This is a genomic window from Cupriavidus sp. C2SS-8b (assembly GCF_057073745.1).
The window spans coordinates 1929253-1947849 of the sequence record NZ_CP172717.1 but is presented as its reverse complement, the minus strand read 5'-3'; the positions used below and the strand labels follow the sequence as shown (position 1 = coordinate 1947849).

17 protein-coding genes are annotated in these 18597 nt (G+C 62.6%); 10 read left to right on the top strand and 7 right to left on the bottom strand.

Going from position 1 to position 18597, the window contains the following annotated elements:
• Position 1: 1 nt before the first annotated feature.
• The 6 genes from ACIGJB_RS25780 to ACIGJB_RS25755 are packed head-to-tail and all read left to right on the top strand — an operon-like array spanning position 2 to position 4971.
• Positions 2-766: an SDR family NAD(P)-dependent oxidoreductase gene (locus ACIGJB_RS25780; protein ID WP_483732810.1), complete on the top strand. Its 765-nt coding sequence runs from the start codon at positions 2-4 to the stop codon at positions 764-766.
• Between the two features lie 9 nt (positions 767-775).
• On the top strand, positions 776-1579 hold the full coding sequence (locus ACIGJB_RS25775) for an enoyl-CoA hydratase/isomerase family protein (RefSeq protein ID WP_483732809.1): 804 nt from the start codon (positions 776-778) through the stop codon (positions 1577-1579).
• 59 nt (positions 1580-1638) lie between these two features.
• Positions 1639-2631, top strand: coding sequence for a tripartite tricarboxylate transporter substrate binding protein (locus tag ACIGJB_RS25770; protein ID WP_483732808.1), 993 nt, complete (start codon positions 1639-1641; stop codon positions 2629-2631).
• A complete protein-coding gene (locus ACIGJB_RS25765) occupies positions 2628-3023 on the top strand; it encodes a PaaI family thioesterase (RefSeq protein WP_483732807.1) in 396 nt (131 codons plus the stop codon). The genes ACIGJB_RS25770 and ACIGJB_RS25765 overlap by 4 nt, the downstream gene beginning before the upstream one ends.
• A 5-nt stretch (positions 3024-3028) precedes the next feature.
• Positions 3029-4261: a CaiB/BaiF CoA transferase family protein gene (locus ACIGJB_RS25760; RefSeq protein WP_483734664.1), complete on the top strand. Its 1233-nt coding sequence runs from the start codon at positions 3029-3031 to the stop codon at positions 4259-4261.
• A gap of 11 nt (positions 4262-4272) precedes the next feature.
• Positions 4273-4971 (top strand): nitroreductase, encoded by a 699-nt coding sequence (locus ACIGJB_RS25755; protein ID WP_483734663.1) that lies wholly within the window; start codon positions 4273-4275, stop codon positions 4969-4971.
• Here ACIGJB_RS25755 and gcvA read toward each other — a convergent pair.
• Positions 4896-5882 carry a transcriptional regulator GcvA gene (gcvA, locus tag ACIGJB_RS25750; protein ID WP_483732806.1) on the bottom strand — a complete coding sequence of 329 codons (987 nt, stop codon included), beginning with the start codon at positions 5880-5882 and terminating at the stop codon, positions 4896-4898. The two genes, ACIGJB_RS25755 and gcvA, sit on opposite strands and share 76 nt — an antisense overlap.
• 180 nt (positions 5883-6062) lie before the next feature.
• On the opposite strand from gcvA, the gene ACIGJB_RS25745 reads away from it, so the two are divergent.
• Together ACIGJB_RS25745 and ACIGJB_RS25740 are read left to right on the top strand one after the other, a co-directional pair.
• Positions 6063-6956, top strand: coding sequence for a LysR family transcriptional regulator (locus tag ACIGJB_RS25745; RefSeq protein ID WP_483732805.1), 894 nt, complete (start codon positions 6063-6065; stop codon positions 6954-6956).
• Positions 6957-7128: 172 nt separating this feature from the next.
• Complete coding sequence (locus ACIGJB_RS25740) at positions 7129-7995, top strand: oxidoreductase (RefSeq protein ID WP_483732804.1); 867 nt, start codon at positions 7129-7131, stop codon at positions 7993-7995.
• Between the two features lie 83 nt (positions 7996-8078).
• Here the strand turns inward: ACIGJB_RS25740 and ACIGJB_RS25735 are convergent, their stop codons facing one another.
• The gene (locus ACIGJB_RS25735; RefSeq protein ID WP_483732803.1) at positions 8079-9380 is read right to left on the bottom strand and encodes an MFS transporter; all 1302 of its coding nucleotides are present in this window, start codon (positions 9378-9380) and stop codon (positions 8079-8081) included.
• 340 nt (positions 9381-9720) lie between these two features.
• Here ACIGJB_RS25735 and ACIGJB_RS25730 point away from each other — a divergent pair, with 340 nt between their 5' ends.
• Complete coding sequence (locus ACIGJB_RS25730) at positions 9721-10617, top strand: NAD(P)-dependent oxidoreductase (RefSeq protein WP_483732802.1); 897 nt, start codon at positions 9721-9723, stop codon at positions 10615-10617.
• A gap of 65 nt (positions 10618-10682) precedes the next feature.
• Positions 10683-12113, top strand: a complete 1431-nt coding sequence (locus tag ACIGJB_RS25725; RefSeq protein WP_483734662.1) for an aldehyde dehydrogenase family protein — start codon at positions 10683-10685, stop codon at positions 12111-12113.
• A 174-nt stretch (positions 12114-12287) separates the two neighbouring features.
• On the opposite strand, the gene ACIGJB_RS25720 is transcribed toward ACIGJB_RS25725, so the two are convergent.
• From ACIGJB_RS25720 to ACIGJB_RS25700, 5 genes are all read right to left on the bottom strand, one after another.
• A complete protein-coding gene (locus tag ACIGJB_RS25720) occupies positions 12288-14405 on the bottom strand; it encodes a xanthine dehydrogenase family protein molybdopterin-binding subunit (RefSeq protein WP_483732801.1) in 2118 nt (705 codons plus the stop codon).
• Positions 14402-15379, bottom strand: coding sequence for an FAD binding domain-containing protein (locus ACIGJB_RS25715; RefSeq protein WP_483732800.1), 978 nt, complete (start codon positions 15377-15379; stop codon positions 14402-14404). Before ACIGJB_RS25715 ends, ACIGJB_RS25720 begins: the two co-directional genes overlap by 4 nt.
• Entirely contained in the window at positions 15376-15909 is a 534-nt protein-coding gene (locus tag ACIGJB_RS25710) for a (2Fe-2S)-binding protein (RefSeq protein ID WP_483732799.1), read from the bottom strand. Before ACIGJB_RS25710 ends, ACIGJB_RS25715 begins: the two co-directional genes overlap by 4 nt.
• A 652-nt stretch (positions 15910-16561) precedes the next feature.
• The gene (locus ACIGJB_RS25705) at positions 16562-16888 is read right to left on the bottom strand and encodes an IS4 family transposase (RefSeq protein ID WP_483732798.1); all 327 of its coding nucleotides are present in this window, start codon (positions 16886-16888) and stop codon (positions 16562-16564) included.
• Positions 16889-17126: 238 nt separating this feature from the next.
• Positions 17127-18551 carry a DUF1254 domain-containing protein gene (locus tag ACIGJB_RS25700; RefSeq protein ID WP_483732797.1) on the bottom strand — a complete coding sequence of 475 codons (1425 nt, stop codon included), beginning with the start codon at positions 18549-18551 and terminating at the stop codon, positions 17127-17129.
• Positions 18552-18597 lie beyond the last annotated feature (46 nt).

Here is an 18597-nt window from a genome sequence, read left to right as displayed (position 1 = left end):
GATGAGAGCGCCTTTCACTGATCTGCGGCAAGTGGCCGTGGTTACCGGGGCCGCGCGCGGCATCGGCCTGGGCATTGCAACGCATCTGGCTGAGCAGGGCATGGCAGTAGCGCTGCTCGACCGCGACGCCGGGGCGCTGGCTGACGCGGTTGAGGGGCTTATCCGCGCGGACAAGCAGGCAATCGGCGTCACGGTCGACCTGACAGACTCGGCAGCAGTCAACGCCGCTTTCGAGCACGTCGCCGCGTCCTTGGGCCGTATCGATGGCCTCGTGAACAATGCCGGCGCCGTACGGGACATGCGTTTCCTGAACATGACGGACGACGACTGGGACCTGGTGATCGACACGAACCTTCGCTCCCAGTTCCTGTGCTGTCGCGCCGCACTGCTGGGCATGGTCGAGCGCGGCTACGGCCGCATCGTCAATATCTCGTCCCGGGCGTGGCTGGGCGGATTCGGACAGGCCAACTATTCGGCGGCCAAGGGTGGTGTGGTTAGTCTGACACGGTCGCTGGCGATCGAGTTTGCGGCGAAGGGCATCACTGTGAACGCCGTGGCGCCAGGCATCGTCGATACCCCGCTGTTCCGCAATTTCCAGCCCGATGTGCAGGACAGGCTCAAGAAGTCGGTTCCCGCCAAGCGCATTGGCACGGCGGAGGACATCGCTAATGCCGTGAGCTTTTTCCTGGCCCCAGCGGCCTCGTACGTAACGGGCCAGACGCTCTATGTTTGCGGCGGCCGCAGTCTATCGTCCCCCAGCGTGTAAGGAGCCGTCATGACCGTGCACCTGAATGTCGACGGGCCCGTGGCCGTCCTTACCATTGACCGCCCCGAGGCGCTAAACGCGCTTGATGTGCCCACCCTACGCGAATTGCGCGAACACTTGGCCGAGATCCGAGACCGCGACGATCTTCGCGTGGCCATTCTTACCGGCACTGGTACGCGCGCATTCTGCGCAGGGGCCGACCTCAAGGGAACGCAGACTTCGTCGGCCACCTACCCGGAGGCACTGTTCCATGCTCCGGAGGCAGCCGCCGATCTCGGCCTTTACATCCGTATGATGGACCTATCCGGCCTGCTCTTTTGGAAGCCGCTGGTCGCGGCCGTCAATGGTCACTGCCTGGGCGCGGGGCTCGAAATTGCTCTGCAGTGCGACCTGCGTCTGGCATCCACCAATGCCACGTTCGGGCTACCGGAAGTTGCCGTTGGCTCGATTCCTGCTGTATCTGGCTTGCATCGCCTACTTAAAGCCATTCCGTCCGCTCATGCAATGCAGATGGTGATGACCGCCGAGCGGATCGGCGCCGTCGAAGCCCAGCGCCTCGGGCTCGTCTCGGAAACAGTGGAGCCAGACCAACTGCTCGACCGAGCGCTCGTGCTTGCGCACAAGGTCGCGGGTAACGCGCCATTGGCTGTGCAAGCCGTCAAGAAGCTGTCGCGCCAAACCGCTCATTTAGGCGAGGCGGACGCTCAGGAACTGACCGAACTTTACTGGGGAGTGTTGCGAGACACGGCCGACCGCATCGAAGGCCGCAAGGCTTTTGCCGAAAAAAGGCAGCCGCGCTTTGCTGGTCGCTAGCCAAGCGCCGCGGAAACCAGCAAACACCTCATAAGCATACCTAGAATTTGGAGACAACCATGATCATGCTGTCACGTTTTGCAGGCGCGGCACTCGCCTGCGCGGTTTCGATGATGTCAATCGGCACGAGCGCCCCGGCCATCGCGCAAACCGCTTATCCGGCGAAACCGATCACCCTGGTCGTACCGTTCTCGCCCGGTGGCGGCAACGACATCCTCGCCCGCCTGATCGCTCCAAAGATGAGCCAGCAGCTTGGGCAGAGCGTCGTGATCGAGAACAAGCCTGGCGCCGGTGGCAATCTCGGCGCCGACTTCGTGGCACATGCACCGGCTGACGGCTATACGCTGGTCATCGCCTCGAGTCAGGTGACTATGAACCCGTACCTCGGTATGAAAGTGCCGTTCCGGATCGAGCGCGATTTTGAACCGGTTGGGCTGATCGCGTCGGTGCCTATCATGCTGGTAGCCAACACCGATCAGCCGTACAAGACCCTGAAAGAGTTCATCGACTACACCAGAGCGAACCCAGGCAAGGTCAGTTACAGCAGCCCCGGCCCGGGAACGCCACAGCACCTTGCAGGTGAAGTGTTTGCAAGGCTCAATAAGACTGAACTGCTGCACGTTCCCTATCGAGGCACCGGTCCGTCAATCACAGACCTGTTGGGCGGACAGGTGCAAGTCTCATTTGCCACGTTCGCCTCAGCCATCCAGTACGTGCGTGCCGGCAAGCTCCGTGCACTCGGCATTGCCGGCCAGCGCCGCACACAGTTGATGCCAGACCTGCCGACATTTGCCGAAGCCGGATTGAAGGGCTACGACGCTGAACTCTGGTACAGCCTGCTGGCGCCGGCCAGGACGCCGCCAGCCGTGGTTGACAAGATCAACCGGGCGCTACTGGCTGCGCTGAAATCCCCCGAGGTGAAAGAGCAGTTCGCGAAGCAAGGCTTCGAGGCCAAGGGCTCCACGCCCGCAGAGCTCAAGACGTATATCGGTCGCGAGATGGCGCGCTGGCAGCGTGTCATTACCGAGAACAACATCAAGGTGGCCCTGTGAATCGCGTCAGCGACAATCCGCTTCTGGACTCGCTTGGCATTCAGTTGACCAGCGTCAGCCCCGGCCACTGCACGTTCGAACTGGATGTTCAACCGCGGCACCTGAATCGCCAGGGCACGCTGCAAGGCGGCGTCAGCGCGACGATGCTCGACGCGGCCTGCGGCTATGCCGGCCTCCAGGAGGAAGACGGCACGCTCGGACAAGCTGTCACGCTCATGCTTACCGTCAGCTACCTCGGCAAGGCGCGCGCAGGCCGGCTGCGCGCCGTTGGCTCGGTGACCCGCGCGGGGCGCCGCATCTATTTTTCTTCGGCCGAACTGCTGACGGAGGCGGGGGAGCGGATTGCCACAGCTCAGGGCACGTTCAGCCGGTCTCGCATAACCAGGGAGTGATGACGATGTTGCGCAGTGCTTTGGAAGGCCTGACAGTGATAGATTTCACGCAGATCGGTGCGGGGCCAACTGCCACCATGCTGATGTCCGACATGGGTGCGAAAGTGATCAAGGTAGAACCGCTCGATGGAGAACTGGGACGTGGTCTCGGACCTGGCTGGATTGGCGACGACAGCGCGCTATTCCACGCGTTCAACCGCAACAAACTTGGCATCTCGCTCGATCTGAAAGCGCCGGAAGGCGTCACCATCGCACGCCGCCTGGTTGCTGGCGCCGATATCATTGTCGAAAGCATGCGTCCCGGCGTGATGGAGCGGCTGGGACTCGGCTACGAACAGGCCTCTCGGGACCATCCGGCGCTCATCTACTGCTCGATCTCCGCCTATGGCCAGGGCGGACCCTATGCAGACCGAGCTGGCGTGGACGGCATCGTGCAGGCGGATTCGGGGCTCATGAGCCTCATAGGCGTCGAGGGCAGCGAGCCCTGCAAGGTGCAGGCGCCTGTTGTGGACGTGATGACAGGCTATGTGGCTGTGGTCGGCATCCTCGCCAAACTTGCGCAGCGCAGTCACGACGGCCGGGGCGGCTATCTCGATGTCAACCTGCTGAACACCGCGCTTGCCCTGCAGCAATCGTCCCTCGCGAGTTACCTGGCCGATGGTGAGCTTCCCGTGCGTGCCGGCAGTGCCGCGCCGTACTCCGCGCCAAACCAGGCATTCCGGACCGCCGACGGCTGGATTATGGTCGCCGCCTATATGCCCGATCGCTGGCGTCGGCTTTGCGAAACGCTCGGCCTGCCCGCGCTCATCGACGAGCCGCGCTTCGCGACGTCGCCGCTGCGCGTCGCAAACCGGGAAGCGATGGTGGAGGCGTTGACGCAGGTCTTTATTACCCGAAGCACTGATGCATGGCTGGAAGTCCTGCGATCCGCCGACATCCTATGCGCACGTGTCGCAACATATGCCGATGTGGTAAGGCACCCGCAGGTAGAGGCCAACCGCATGCTTGCCGAAGTTCCCCATGCCACGCTCGGTACCATCCGCATGCCTGGCTTCCCGATTAGCAGTGGCGCCAGCAATAGCCAGGCGATGCGGCCGGCGCCAGCCTGTGGGCAGGACACCGCCAGCGTCCTGCGCGAACTTGGATATTTGGAGGGCGAAATCACTGCGCTGTGTAAGCGACGAATCATCCGCTGTGGCGAAGCCACGCCAGCGAGGGAAGACGAGGTCACGCCGTGATCGATAGCCAGATGCAACGTCTGGATATCCTTGCCGCGCTTCATGCCAGGAGAAGTACGCGCGCGTTTCTTCGCACGCCAGTATCGAAGCGTACGGTCGAGGCCATCCTTGCCGATGCGTCGAGAAGCCCGAGTGCGTCGAACACCCAGCCATGGCGGGTCTATGCTTGTACCGGCGAAACGCGTGACCGGCTCAGCTCTGAACTTGTTGCCCTGCACCTCTCTGGCGGCGAGGGCCACCATGAAGAATACGTTTACTATCCGCCGGTCTGGCGTGAACCTTATCTCGAGCGGCGGCGTGAAATCGGTAAGGCGCTTTATGGAGTGTTGGGCATCGCCAAGGGCGACACGGTTGCAATGGCGCGACAGTATGCAAGAAACTACTCCTTCTTCGGCGCACCGGTCGGCCTATTCTTCACCATCGAGCGAGATCATGCGCAGGCGGCCTGGCTTGATCTCGGCGCGTTTCTGCATGCGGTGATGGTGGCGGCGACTGGCCACGGGCTTGGAACTTGCGCGCAGCAGGCGTTCGCGCGCTATCACCGTCCGATTCGGCAGCAACTGGGAATTCCGGCGACGGAGCTTCTGGTATGCGGCATGTCACTCGGATTCCCCGACCTCAGCGCCCCGGAAAATCACCTTTGCACGCGCCGCGAGCCGGTTGCTGCCTTTAGTAGTTTTTTCGGTTTCGACGCCCCCGGCTCTGACTGACCGGCTTGGTCTGCGCCTTGTGCGGGCGTTGCGTCACCGAATTGTGCCAGCAGCCACTTCCGAAACGTTGTCATGCTGGCGCTTTCCTCACGGTCCGCGGGAGTAAGAAGGTAGTACGTGAAGTCCCCCATGTCTACCGTCTGGCGGAATGGGGCGACCAGCCTGCCGGCTGCCAGATCGTCGGCGACAAGGAATTGCTGAGCAATGGCGAATCCCTGACGTTCCAGTGCCGCGGCATAAGCCATTGCTGAGCTCTGGTATGTCATGCCACTGTGCGGGTCGACAGCCTGGTCCGCCGCTGCGGCGGCGAGCCAGTGTGCCCAGTCATCAGGACGCGCAATCGAGTGTAGGAGGACCTGTCGCTGCAGATCTGTTGGTTTGCGGACCTTCTTCGCCAACTCAGGGCTGCATACGGGCACTAATACATTGGAAACCAGCCGATAGGCCTTGGTGCCGTTCCATTTGCCGTCGCCAAGCCGAATCGCACCATCGATATCTTCCTTTCGGAAATCCACTGGTTCGAGCGACGCCGTAAGCAGTACCTCGATTCCTGTATTGGCCGCGTGAAAGCTCGACAGTCGAGGAATCAGCCAGCGCATGGCAAAGGTGGTGTATGCCCGTACCTTGAGCTGGGCGCGCTTTTTGCGCCGCGTGATACGCATCGTGGCCTCGCGCAATCCATCCATGGATTTCGTGACGGCCCGATAGTAGTCCTCGCCAGCACGGGTCAGTGATATCTGCCTGTGCCCGCGCACCAACAGCGGAATGCCGAGGGCATCCTCCAGTGTACGAATCTGACGGCTAACCGCGCCTGGTGTTACGTGCAACTCTTCTGCGGCTACGGTAATGCTCAGGCGTCGGGCCACTGCTTCGAAGGCACGCAACGCATTGAGGGGAGGTAATCGATCCATGAAACAGAGCCTTTTGACAGAATTGAGAAATTCTCAATCGTCGATGGGAAGAACCTCAGCATCCTAGTGGCCCTTTTGCCACATGTGGCTGTCTCGGGCAATGACACAGATATTAAGCAGGACAATTGCGGTTGACTAGCCTTACCATTACTACTCATTCACAACCCATAGTTGTAAATCATGGACAAGGCGCGTGTACTGACATTATTCCTGGGAGTGGTACGCGCAAAGAGCTTTGCACAGGCGGCGGTCGAGGCGGGCGTAACACCACAAGCCGTCAGCAAGGCCATACGAACCCTTGAGGAGGATCTCGGCGTGCGGTTGCTTCACCGTACGACGCGCAAGCTGAGCCTGACGACCGAAGGCGCCCGGCTGTTCGAACTTGCGGATCCTGGCATGCGGCAGCTCGACGAGGCGCTCGAGCAGGTGCGTAGCAGCAAGAGCGAAGACGACGGCATGGTGCGCGTAACCGCCCCGCATTCTGTGGCTGTCCGCGCGCTTGTGCCCCTGATCCACGAGTTTCGCTCTCACTATCCGGCAATCACGTTCGATGTCGTTGTAAGTGACCTGTTTACCGATCTCGTTGAATCGAAAATTGATGTTGGCTTTCGCGCAGGCACCAGCCCGGGAGCAAATCTCGTGGCGCGAAAATTGAGCGACCTCATCTCGGTGATTTGTGCGGCACCGGAGTACCTAGCGAAGTTCGGGCAGCCCAGGTCCGTCGAGGATCTGCTAAGACATCAATGTACCGGCTTTCGAAGGCCCGCTACCGGCCGGGTAGTTCCGTGGGAGCTGATAGTCGACGGAAACCTCATCTATATGGATGTCCCTGCTGTTGCCACATTTAACGATGTGGAAACGGAAATCGAAGCGGTCCGCGCTGGCATCGGCATTGGTCAGATATCCGCCTATCTTATTTCCGATGACCTGGATGCCGGTCGTCTCGTTGCACTGCTTCCGCAGCACAACAGCAGCAATGTCGGTCTGTACATGTATTACCCCCATCGCACCCACATCCCCGTACGTGTTCGGCGTTTTATCGACTTTGTTGCCGCCGCCTATCGGAAGCGCTGATCAGCCGCCACACCATTCGGCGTTTATTATCAACTTTTGGTTTTTAGTAAAGCGCCATTCATCACCCTAGTGCGTAGAAGGCTTTGCTCCTACATTGGACCCATCGGCAGCGCGCAACCAGCGTCGCCGTAGCAGGCAAATCTCTTACCCACCAATGTTCGAGGAGCAACCCATGAATTCCCCTCTCACCCCTGACCAGAACTTCAAGCGCGTGTGGCTGATCACCGGTGCATCACGCGGTATCGGCGCGCTTATCGCCAAAGCTGCCTTGGCAGACGGCGATGCCGTGGTTGCGGCCGGCCGCAACATCGATGCCATCGTCGCGGAACTGGGCGAAGGACCGGCGGTGCTTCCCGTGCGGCTCGACGTGACGAGCGAACAAGAGGCTGCCACAGCCGTGCGGACGGCGCTCGAACGCTTCGGTCGCATCGACGTCCTGGTGAACAATGCCGGTTTTGGGCTGCTTGGCGCGGTCGAGGAATCCAGCGATGCGGAGACACGCCGACTGTACGAGACCAACGTTTTTGGTCTGCTCAATGTGACGCGCGCTGTGCTGCCTTCCATGCGCGCCCGAGGGGTCGGTCACGTCATCAATCTCTCATCGATCGGTGGCTATCGGTCGTCAGCGGGTTTTGGCGTGTATTGCTCGACCAAGTTCGCCGTCGAAGGTTTGAGCGAGGCGCTGCACAGTGAACTCGCGCCGCTCGGCATCAACGTTACGGTGGTGGAGCCTGGCTACTTCCGCACCGATTTTCTCGATGCCTCATCGCTGGCGGTGTCTCCCAACATCATTGAAGATTATGCGGAGACGGCGGGCGCGGTACGCTCCAGGGCGGCTTCGTTGAATCACCAGCAGCCGGGCGATCCGAGGAAACTAGCGAAAGCCATGGTGGAACTCGTTCGCGCGAAGACGCCGCCGCTGCGTCTGCCGCTGGGCAGTGATACGCTCCAAGCCATAGCACAGAAGAATGAGGCCGTAGCCACGGAACTGGAAACCTGGCGGGCACTGTCTGCGTCCACGGATTTCTCTGCCGAGTAACCGAGAAATCCTAATTGCCGCTCGCTGCGTGCAGCGCGATGCATGCAGCGAGCACTTCTGCTCCGAAGCTTGCGACATCCGCCCTAGTCGATGACTTTCCCCTTGGTCTCCGGCATGAAAGCGTACACGACGAAAGCTGCCGTGCACACTGCGGCTATATAGACCCAGCTATAGTCTGCCCAACCAGCATTCGACATTGATGTCATGATGTACGGCAAGGTGCCGCCAAACAACGTCACCGAGATGGCATAGGGTAGTGCCACGCCGGTAGCCCGCACCTCCGAGGGAAATTGTTCGGCCATGACCGCCGCGGCTGTTGCCGCGTAACCGCACGAGAGCAGCATGCCTACGCAGACGATCGCTGTCGCTAGCCAGAAGTCATTGGCCAGGAAATGCAGGCCGGGCCAAGCAAACAACGCCGAGCCCCCAGCGAACGCCAGCAGGACAGGCCTGCGTCCAACACTGTCGGCCAGTTTTCCGATCAGCGGGATCGCCGCCAGCGACAGGATGATGGAGATCATGCTTGCACTGAAGGCATCCTGGAGGGGCAGTCCTGTCCGCACATGTGCGAAAGTGGGAAACAGCACCAACCAGAGGTAGAGCGTCAGGTTGCCCGCCATCGCGATGCCGATTACGCGCAGCGAAGCACGCCAGTGCCTTGTGACTACCAGCAGCGAAGGGTGCGCCGCGGCGTGATGGACGACCTTGCGTTGGAAGGCATCTGTTTCGGCGACGGATAGCCGGATCCATAGCGCCACCAACCCCATCAAGCCGGCAATAGCAAAGCCGAGCCGCCAGCCCATCGTCGCCATATCCTGTGCATCAAATGCACGTGTCAGTACGTAGCCGATGAGGGCAGCCACCAGGACGCCGGCATGGATGCCGAAGTACTGCCAGGAACCGGCGAAGGCACGGCGCGATGGCGCGGCCGACTCGACAAGATATGTCGAGGCTGAGCCGAATTCCCCGCCAGCCGCAAAACCTTGCACCAGCCGGGCCAGAACCAGGATGACGGGCGCAGCCATGCCGATCGTGGCATAGACCGGGCATACCGCGATCGCGATGGTGCTGCCGGCCATCAGCGCGACGGAAAGCGTCAGTCCCTTCTTGCGTCCATGCCGGTCGGCGTAGGCGCCCAGCACGGCGCCCCCCACGGGGCGCATGATGAAGCCGACAGCGAACACGGCGAACGCTGACAGCAGCGACACCATCTCGTTGTCGGCGGGGAAGAAGTGCTTCGAGAACAGCGAGGCGAACGTGGCGTAGATCACCCAATCGGCGAACTCCACGACGGTGCCGAGTGTTGCTGCTGCAATCGCCTTCTTCTGCGCGCGGGTGAGGGAAGCCGGGCGATCAACTACGTCTGCTGGCAAGGTTGTTTCCATGCCGTCTCCTTGATTTATCTAATGGGGTGTATCGCGCCGCTGAGGCAGCGCGTTCGTGTGCACAGGCACAGGGCCTCCGGCACGCTCGCGCATCGTAGGTGGGGGGAGAGGCTGGCTCAAACGACTTTTCCTGCCATCACGCTTGAGCTTTCCGCAAATGACCGGCGGGATACCAATGCATGGTGAAGCACGAAACGTGCTTGAGTAGAACTCAATCGAACTGGTCGGAAATGTCGATTGAGGCGGCGCGGCGGCGCTCCTAACATCCGTGGCAGACGCAGTTGGCGCGCACCGCGCCATGGACACCACAAATTTGCGCTGCAGCGCAAGGAGACACTGTATGACGACCTTCGGTTTTATTGGGCTTGGCGCCATGGGAAGGCATATGGCGCGGCATCTGGTTCGACGCGGACTGCCCGTGACCGTATTCGACAGCAACGGGCAGGCAATCGATGACCTCGTCCGGATCGGGGCAGCGCGCGGCGCCAATGCCCGCGATGTTGGCGAGCGTGCAGAGGTGGTGATGGTTTGCCTGCCAACGCCCGATATCGTCGAGCGGGTCGCCATAGGCGAGGGCGGCGTCGCGGGTGCCAACGCCGTGAAAGTCCTGGTCGACCATTCGACAACGGGTCCGACCGTGGCGCGCAGGCTCGCGGCCGCGCTGGCGGTGCATGGCATTCAGGCGCTGGACGCACCGCTGGCTCGTGGTGTGGCGGGCGCCGAGGCGGGTTCGCTCAGCGTGATGGTATCGGGCGATACCGAGGCCTTCGCTATCGCGCGACCGGCTTTCGAGGCATTCGCTGGCGACGTTACGTATCTCGGGACACAGCCAGGGCTGGGTCAGACGCTCAAACTTGTCAACAACATGATTGCCGGTTCGGCGCTTGTCACAGCGGCGGAGGCCGTGCTGTTCGGTGTGAAGGCAGGCATCCCTGCGGACGCGATCCTCCAGGTCCTGTCCAGAAGCGCCACGGCGCGTGGCTTTGCTGTCCAGACGCTGCTTGCCGACAAGGTCCTGTCGCGCAAATTCGACTTCGGCTTTCGCATGGATCTGATGCGCAAGGACATGCGGCTGGCACTCGGAGAGGCCGAAGCCGTAGGCGCGCCGATGTTCGCGTCCGCCATCGTCAAGCAGTTTTTTGATGCGGCCGTGGCCGACGGTGCGGGAAGCGACGACATGACCTGCGTCGTCCAACAGCTTGAGATGCTGGCGGGGGCCACGATTGGGCCAGCTTGAGGTAGCCATGAGCGGCGCTGAAGCGACCACAACACCAACCGCCAGAATCTATATTGAGGAAGCATATGAACAGGGTGCTGAACTACATCAACGGGAATGATGTGCCGCCGTCGACCGGCCGGTATATGGAAAAGACAGATCCGCGCACTGGTATTGCGCTGTGCGAGGTGGCAGATAGCGGCAAGCCGGATGTCGACGCCGCTGTCGCCGCGGCGACGAGCGCGCTGCCGGACTGGCGTGCCATGCGTCCTGCCGAGCGCGGCCGTATCCTGGTGGAGATCGGCCGTTCGGTGCGCGACAGCATCGGGACGCTGGGCCACATCGAAAGCGAAGAGACCGGCAAGCCGGGCCGCGAGATGCCGCAACTGATGGCCCTGATCGCGCAGTACTTCGAGTTCTACGGTGGCATCGTCAATACGATGGATGGTGAAGTCGTCAACGCCGGACCGGACTACCACATCTACACACGACGTGACCCGTTCGGCGTGATTGGCGTGATCCTCCCTTGGAACGCGCCGTTGCACCAGGCCGCGCGCGCGATCGCGCCCGCGCTTGCCACCGGCAACGTGGTTGTCGCCAAGCCATCGGAATTTACTTCTGGTTCGCTGGTTGCCTTTGCGAAGCTGGCTGAGGCGGCTGGTCTGCCGCCTGGCGTCCTGAATGTCGTGGTCGGGACCGGGCCGGCGCTCGGACCGGCGATGGCAGGGCATCGCGAGGTGCGCAAGATTTCGTTCACGGGTAGCACGCGCGCGGGCCGGGAATTGGGGCGGATCGCCGCTGACCGCATGCTGCCGCTGACGCTGGAGCTGGGCGGGAAATCTGCCAATATCGTCTTCGCTGACGCGGACCTTGATGCCGCGGCAAAGGGATGCACCACCGCCTTCACCTGGAACGGCGGGCAGTGGTGCGCGGCAGGCACGCGGCTGCTCGTGCAGGCGTCGATCCACGACGCCTTTGTCGACAAGCTGCTCGCTTCGGTCGCCTGTGTGCGCGTTGGGCCCGACCCCGAGGCGTCCTATGGGCCAATGACGACCCGCGCCCAGTTCGACAAGGTTCAGGAGAGCTTCGACTTGGCCCGCCGCCTCGGCCTTGTCCCGGCCATTGGCGGCCGCGCGGCACAGGCGCCGAAAGTTGGGGAGGGCTGGTTCATCGAGCCGACCGTCTACCTTGGCGTCAGTAACGAAATGGAGATCGCGCGTGAGGAGATTTTTGGGCCCGTACTCTGTGTCATCAGGTTTGAAGACGAGGCGGATGCCATTCGCATCGCGAACGATTCAGACTATGGCCTGGCGGCCGGCATCTGGAGCCGCGACATTGGTCGTGTCCACCGCGTTGCCGGAGCCCTCGAAGCCGGTCGGATCGTTGTGAACGAGTACAGCGGCGGCATTGTGCAGACGCCATGTGGTGGGTTCAAGCAGAGCGGCTATGGGCGCGAGCAAGGGGTGGAAGCGCTTGCGCACTATACGCAGTTGAAGTCGGTGATCATTCGGCTGTAGCGTCGTTGGGATTCCTTGAGCTTCGTGGGCCCTCGAAGTTGATGCTGAGGCCTGCGGGATGAGGCCAGCTTCCACCGCAGTGCGATGGAAACCACCGGCGCGCATCACGCCGAGGAAGGGGATGAGGGCACGGGCCTTGTCCAGACAGTAGGACAGGCCCGCGCGAACGCGCAGCTAATGTTCGATCAGATGCTCGATGCGGATCGGCAACTCCCGCACGCGCTTGCCGGTTGCATGAAATACTGCGTTGACCACGGCCGGGGCCACGCCCACCAGCGCGATTTCTCCCAGTCCCTTCACACCCAGTTCGTTAACATGGGTATCGACCTCGTCGACAAAATGCGCTTCGAGTGCCTGGATATCCAGGTTGACGGGCACGAGGTAATCCGCCATATGTGCATTTACGGGCCGGCCATCCCGCGCATCGAGGGCGGTCCGCTCCATCAGCGCCATGCCGATGCCACCGACCATCCCGCCCGTGCACTGGCTGGCCGCAAGGCGCGGATTCACGATACGACCCGCGCCATAAGCGCCAACCACGCGCCGGACGCGGATCGTACCGACATCGGGATCGATGGCGACTTCCACGAAGACTGCACCGAAGGCATGCATGGAGAAGCGGGTGTGCACGTCGGCATCGGGGCCCGCCGTGGCACTGGCTTCAATGCCGCCATCGGTACCGCCTGCCCTTGCCTGGCGCAGGTCCAGCGCCGCCATGCAGGCGGAGCGCACGGCGGAACCGACTGAGGCGAGGGTCATGGAGCCGCCGTGTGGCGGGGTGGGCGGGAAATCCGAGCGTCCAAGGCTGAAGCGTACGCTGTCCATCGGCAGACCCAGTGTCTCGGCGGCGATCTGCGTGATCGAGGTGTAGGTGCCAGGCCCCATGTCGCTGGCAGCGGCTTCCACTTCGGCGGTGCCGTCAGCAAGCAGGCGCACGCGGGCACTGGCCTGCCCATGGAAGACCGGGTAAGTGGTACAGGCCATGCCCCAGCCGACGCGCAGCCGGCCGTCCCGCATCGAGCCGGGTGCATGCGTGCGGCGGGCCCACCCGAACGCATCGCCGCCGCGCTCGTAGCAGGCAAGCATGGAGCGGCTGGAGAAGGGCAGTTGCAGGCCCTCGTCGAGTCGGGGTTCATTGCGACGGCGCAGCTCCAGCGGATCCATCCGGAGGGCATGGGCCAGCTCGTCCATCGCGCATTCCAGCGCAAAGACGCCGGTGGCTTCGCCCGGGCCCCGCATATAGGTCGGTGTGCCGATGTCCAGCGGCACCAGCCGGTAGCGCGTGCGCACATTGGGGCAGCTATAGAGGAATGGCGTCACCGCGGTGAGCGCTTCGGTGAACTGCTCATAGCGGCTGGTCTCACCGGTGCCTTCGTGCACGATGCCGGTCAGCCTGCCCTCCGGCGTCGCCGCCAGCGCCACGCGCTGGATCGTCCGTGGCCGGTGCCCCGCAAGATGGAAGGTCTGTCTGCGCGACAGCACCAGCTTGACGGGCCTGCCGACCTCGCGCGCTGCAATCGCCGCCAGCGTGACATGCGGCCACGTGCGCAGGCTGGTGCCGAAAGCGCCGCCGACAAACGGGCAGATGACGTGGACGTTCTCGGGCTGGATGCCAAAGATCGCCGCGATCTCGGCCTGCTCGTTGACGACGAACTGGCTCTTGCTCCAGAGCGTCAGGCGTTCGCCTTCCCAGGCTGCAATGGTGGCGTTCGGCTCGATCGGGAGGTGATTCTCGCGCGCGGCATCGTAGGTGGCATCGACACTGACCGCGGCCGCCGCCAGCGCGCCATCGGGGTCGCCGCGTACCCGGTCGGCCGAATGGGGGCCTGGCTCGCGCCCTGCCTCCGGCACCACGGCTTCAGCACGCTTGTCGAGCGGGTCGGAGAGCGGCGTTTCCCCGGCATAGCGAATCTGCAGCAGGCAGGCCGCATGCTCGGCCTGGTCCAGAGTGTGTGCCACGACTACGGCAACTGGCTGGCCGTAGAAGCGGATGCGATCGTCCTGCAGGACATGGAGACGTTCGCCGTGTGCCGGATCGATAAAGCTTTTGTGGGGCGCATACGCTAGTGTCGGGGCGTTCTCATGGGTCAGTACCGCCAAAACCCCTGGCAGCCTGCGCGCCGCTTCCGCGTTGACCTCGACCACTCGTCCCAAGCCGATCGAAGCGCCCACGATGACCGCATAGGCTTGCCCGGGTTGATTGAAGTCGGCGGCATACTGCGCCCTCCCGGTCACTTTGGCGCGCCCGTCGATGCGGGCATGTGGTTGGCCGATATGGTTTGCGTTCGTCATCTGGCTTCTCCCGCGAGTTCGAGGGCCCGGACCACAGTCCGTTGCAGCAGCGCGATCTTGTATCGGTTGCCGGGCAGAGGTGAGGCGTCTGCGATCGTAGCCAGCGCGGCCGCTTCGAAGCTCTCGCGCGTCGGCGCTTTGCCTTGCAGGGCGAGTTCGGCAGTACGCATGCGCCACGGCCGGGTGCCGACACCGCCGCAGGCGAGGCGTGCGGCTTGGATCGCGCCATCCCGGACCTCGAAGGCTGCCGCGGCCGATACCAGGGCAAACTCATACGAGGCCCGGTCCCGCACCTTCAGGTAACGCGCATTCCGTGCATAGGCGAGCGGGGGAACCCGGACCTCGACGATGAGTTCGCCCGGCACCAAGGTGTGTTCGAGATGCGGCGTGGTGCCGGGCAGCCGGTAAAGGTCTTCGACGGGAAAGTGGCGTGACCCGTTCGGGCCATGTACGAAGACCACCGCGTCCAGTGCGACCAGTGCAACCGCAAGGTCGGACGGATGTGTTGCCGAGCAATGGTCGCTGACGCCCAGGATGGCATTGCCCGCATGCAGGCCGTCGATGGCCGCGCAACCGCTGTCCGGGGTGCGCTTGTTGCAGGCGGCATCGAGCATGCGGAAGTAAGGGCAACGCACGCGCTGGAGCAGGTTGCCACCGATGCTGGCCATGTTGCGTAGTTGGGGCGAGGCGCCCTCGAGCAGCGACTCGGCAATCACCGGATGGAGGCGCCGGACATCGGGATGCGCAGCGACCTCGGACATGCGCGCCAGCGCGCCGATGATCAGCTCGTCGCCCTCCACGCGGATATGGCCAAGCGGCAGCGCGTTGATGTCGACCAGCCGCGTGGGCTGTTCCACGTGCTCGCGCATCAGGTCCACGAGCGTGGTGCCGCCGGCGATAAAGCGCGCCCCACCCGCGGCGGCCGCCAGCGCTTCCGCTTCCGAGTTGGCCTTCTGCAGTGTGAACGGGATCATGGCAGGTGCCTCCCTCCAACCTCGGCGACCGCCGCGACGATTCCCGGGTAAGCCCCGCACCGGCAGATGTTGCCGCTCATCCAGAAGCGCACCTCCTCGGGCGAGGTGGCATGACCCTCGCCAATGCAGGCTACGCCGGACATGATCTGGCCGGCCGTGCAGAATCCGCATTGAAACCCGTCGTGCGCGATAAACGCGGCCTGTAGCGGATGCAATTCGCCGTCGGCCGGCGACAGGCCTTCTATCGTGCTGACGTGCGCGTCATTGCAGGTGGCGGCAAGCGCAAGGCAACTGTTGATCCTGCGCCCGTCCACCATCACCGTGCAGGCCCCGCACGCGCCCTGGTTGCACCCCTTCTTCGTGCCCGTGAGGTCCAGGCGCTCACGCAGGACGTCGAGGAGCGATTCGCGCGGGTCGATATCGAGGCGATGCAGCGTGCCATTGACCGTCAGGCTTAGGGGCACGCGGGTAGAGCCGTGGTCATCGCCAGGCTGTGGCTGACTGCTTTCGGAACGAACTGAACTGGACATAGTCGACATTCCTCCTTGCATGGCCCAAGGAACTTGGGCGATTGGAGACAAAGGCGTCGTCAGGTGCCTGCACCAACCGTGGGAACGCTCTGCCGGAAATAAACCGCAGCAACGCCTCGAGGGGCGAATCCTGCAAGTCACTACAGGCTTCGGGGGCCCCGGCCCGAATCGGCGACCGAAACGTGTAGGGTGGGCGAACAAACTGCTGGACAGTCGTGGCCCGCCACAAGCACCGGCGGTCATCGCAACGAAACGCTGTTTCACTGTCACTACGATTCCTTGCGCTGACGGATTGGATAATAGGTATGAAAAGAGAGCCTTGCTGGCATTTCCTCGCCTCAGCACGAACAGCGCTATGCGAGCACCAGTATTGGCCCCGCGTGTTTTGAGGGTGTCCATGCCGTTTCCGAGGAAATGCTTCGCCAAGCCGATTCGGTCCTGTGCCGGGCGAAGAGCCCCAAATGGGGTATATCCAGAACTTCATTTGTAACGATTATTCGCCGCCAGTTCCCGTGGGATCCCGGATGGGTAGCGAGCCCTTTGCCGCATCTGGCGAAGGGTGTCTATTTGGCTGGCGGTCGTTATCAGTTCCGGTTACTAAGTCCGATAACTGGATAAAGGCATTTGATTACACAAATCTCAGTCGTCAAGTTCATGGGCGTACCGGAAGCCGGCGGCGAGATCCATCACCCGCTGCGGGCCTGCCAGATGGTCTTGACCCCGGTTCGCCGTCGCCTCTGCGCGCCAGTAAGCCGCTGAGCATAGCGACCAAGCGCACAATCTCATTCAGACGCGGTGACGTCTTCGGCGGCTTCTTCTGTAGAGAGTGAATGCCGCGCGCGATCCATCCCGTTCGAACAACAGCTCTGCATTCAAGTCTGGGTAAGTTCGGTCCCGTCGCTGCAAAGCCTAGACCCGACAGCCGTTCTTGAGCACATGAAAGAACAATTCCACCTCCAACGCACGCGGTACCAGTCAATGAGCTGCACCGCTGCGTCAAGGTCGTTCACCTCGCGATTACTCAACAGTCGCCATTGCCAAGGATCGACCTCCTTCGCGCGCTGGCTGACAAAACCATCTGCTGCGAGGCAAACGGCTCTTTAGGCCGAACGGCGGCCCTTGCCATAGACGGAATGGCCGATTCCCACCCCACTTGTGCGGTTCAATGGCAAGAGCGCACGCGCCGCCAGAAGACCCAGCATGCCGGCATTCAGTTATCAGCCTGCTACACGTCGGACCACCGGCGGCTTCCAGGTACCGTCCAGCGCCTCAGGCATGGGCAGGTACAAGCGGAGATTCATCGAGAAGTTGCCTGCCGCGGGCGCCGGCAACCAGTTGGACTCGGCGTCCTTGGGCGGGTCGCGCTGGATCACCAGATCCAGCGAGCCATCCGCGTTGTACCTGACCGGATCTCGATCCCCGATGGCAAAGCGGTGGATCGGATTGGCGGCAAAGAACTGGCGGTCGTTGTACATCGTCAGGGACCAGAAGGCACGTGCCGGCGGCAGCCGCTCCTTATCGAAATGGATCACGTACTTCGCCGCACTGTCGAAAGGCTTGCCATCGACATCCGTCAGCGCAATTGGATAGATTGCGTCCTCGATCGTGTTTGCCCCCAGCCCGGCAAAAGCGACCATCGCTCTGCGCAGGTAGTCGGTGCCGTACGTGCCGATTGGATTGACGATCGTTCTCCAGCCGTTGCTCACGGAGCCGGCACGGGGCAGCGCCTCGGCGATTTGCTTGCGCGCGGCCGCCGGAGCGTCCCGGAGCGCGGTCTGAACGTCCGGTGCCAGACGGTTCAGCTCGAAGGCTTGCCCAGGCACCAGCCCTATGCGCGCGATGCGGTCAAGAACCGGATAGTCGTTCGCATGCGGCGGGTTGTTCTTCATCAGTTCGGCGAACATTTTGAAGTAGCTCGCGGCGTCCATCCTTGCCACCTGTTCCACCGGCGCGCTCATGTCCTGCTGCGGATCCTTCCTGCTTTTGGCTGGCACGTATCGGGGGTTTCCCCAGGCGCTGAGCGGCGTGGCCTTCAGGCCAGCCTGGAATTTGTGCACGGATGCATAGTCCGAAACGCCATTGGTCTGCGTCCGCCCGATCATCCAGCCCACGGCTGTCGGCGAGACATAGGCGGCCATGCCGGCCGGCAGCTTGCCATGCCAGCGCGGTCCGACAATGGCGAACTGCCGCGGACGATTCCCGGTCGTGCGCGTACCGGGAGAGGTGAAGACGTCCGTCCACATGTCGAGCGCTGGAAGCAGATAGTAGCGATCACCGGAATCCGGCACGGTGATGATCAGAGGCTCGCGCGTGACGTCGAACCAGAGCGACGAGTACAGTGTGTCCGCATTCGGGCGAACCACCGTGTCGAACTTGTCGTCCGGAAAGTCCGCCACGTGCGCGAACTGGTTCATCGGCGCCCGGATTCCGCCTTTGGGATCCGCGGCGTCGACATTGGTCGAAACGCGGCGTGTCACCTCCATCAGCACCATCGGATAGGCATAGATATAGGCCTCCGTCGCGATCTTCTGTACGTCGACAGCGCTTGGCGGTGCCGCGGCTGCGCTTGCCTGAATGGCGGCTGTGCCAATCAGCGCAACCAGAAAGCGCCGCAGCCCCTTCGTGCGAACCCATGCAGTCATGTTTCCTCCTGTCTCTCTTGTGGCGTTACGATTCATTGGTCACGAC

Coding starts and splice junctions, on each gene's coding strand:
- ACIGJB_RS25745 (WP_483732805.1), top strand. CDS start 6,063: ATGGACAAGGCGCGTGTACTGACATTATTCCTGGGAGTGGTACGCGCA.
- ACIGJB_RS25710 (WP_483732799.1), bottom strand. CDS start 15,909: ATGTCCAGTTCAGTTCGTTCCGAAAGCAGTCAGCCACAGCCTGGCGAT.
- ACIGJB_RS25700 (WP_483732797.1), bottom strand. CDS start 18,551: ATGACTGCATGGGTTCGCACGAAGGGGCTGCGGCGCTTTCTGGTTGCG.
- ACIGJB_RS25760 (WP_483734664.1), top strand. CDS start 3,029: ATGTTGCGCAGTGCTTTGGAAGGCCTGACAGTGATAGATTTCACGCAG.
- ACIGJB_RS25770 (WP_483732808.1), top strand. CDS start 1,639: ATGATCATGCTGTCACGTTTTGCAGGCGCGGCACTCGCCTGCGCGGTT.
- ACIGJB_RS25780 (WP_483732810.1), top strand. CDS start 2: ATGAGAGCGCCTTTCACTGATCTGCGGCAAGTGGCCGTGGTTACCGGG.
- ACIGJB_RS25715 (WP_483732800.1), bottom strand. CDS start 15,379: ATGATCCCGTTCACACTGCAGAAGGCCAACTCGGAAGCGGAAGCGCTG.
- ACIGJB_RS25775 (WP_483732809.1), top strand. CDS start 776: ATGACCGTGCACCTGAATGTCGACGGGCCCGTGGCCGTCCTTACCATT.
- ACIGJB_RS25735 (WP_483732803.1), bottom strand. CDS start 9,380: ATGGAAACAACCTTGCCAGCAGACGTAGTTGATCGCCCGGCTTCCCTC.
- ACIGJB_RS25725 (WP_483734662.1), top strand. CDS start 10,683: ATGAACAGGGTGCTGAACTACATCAACGGGAATGATGTGCCGCCGTCG.
- ACIGJB_RS25720 (WP_483732801.1), bottom strand. CDS start 14,405: ATGACGAACGCAAACCATATCGGCCAACCACATGCCCGCATCGACGGG.
- ACIGJB_RS25730 (WP_483732802.1), top strand. CDS start 9,721: ATGACGACCTTCGGTTTTATTGGGCTTGGCGCCATGGGAAGGCATATG.
- ACIGJB_RS25755 (WP_483734663.1), top strand. CDS start 4,273: ATGCAACGTCTGGATATCCTTGCCGCGCTTCATGCCAGGAGAAGTACG.
- ACIGJB_RS25740 (WP_483732804.1), top strand. CDS start 7,129: ATGAATTCCCCTCTCACCCCTGACCAGAACTTCAAGCGCGTGTGGCTG.
- gcvA (WP_483732806.1), bottom strand. CDS start 5,882: ATGGATCGATTACCTCCCCTCAATGCGTTGCGTGCCTTCGAAGCAGTG.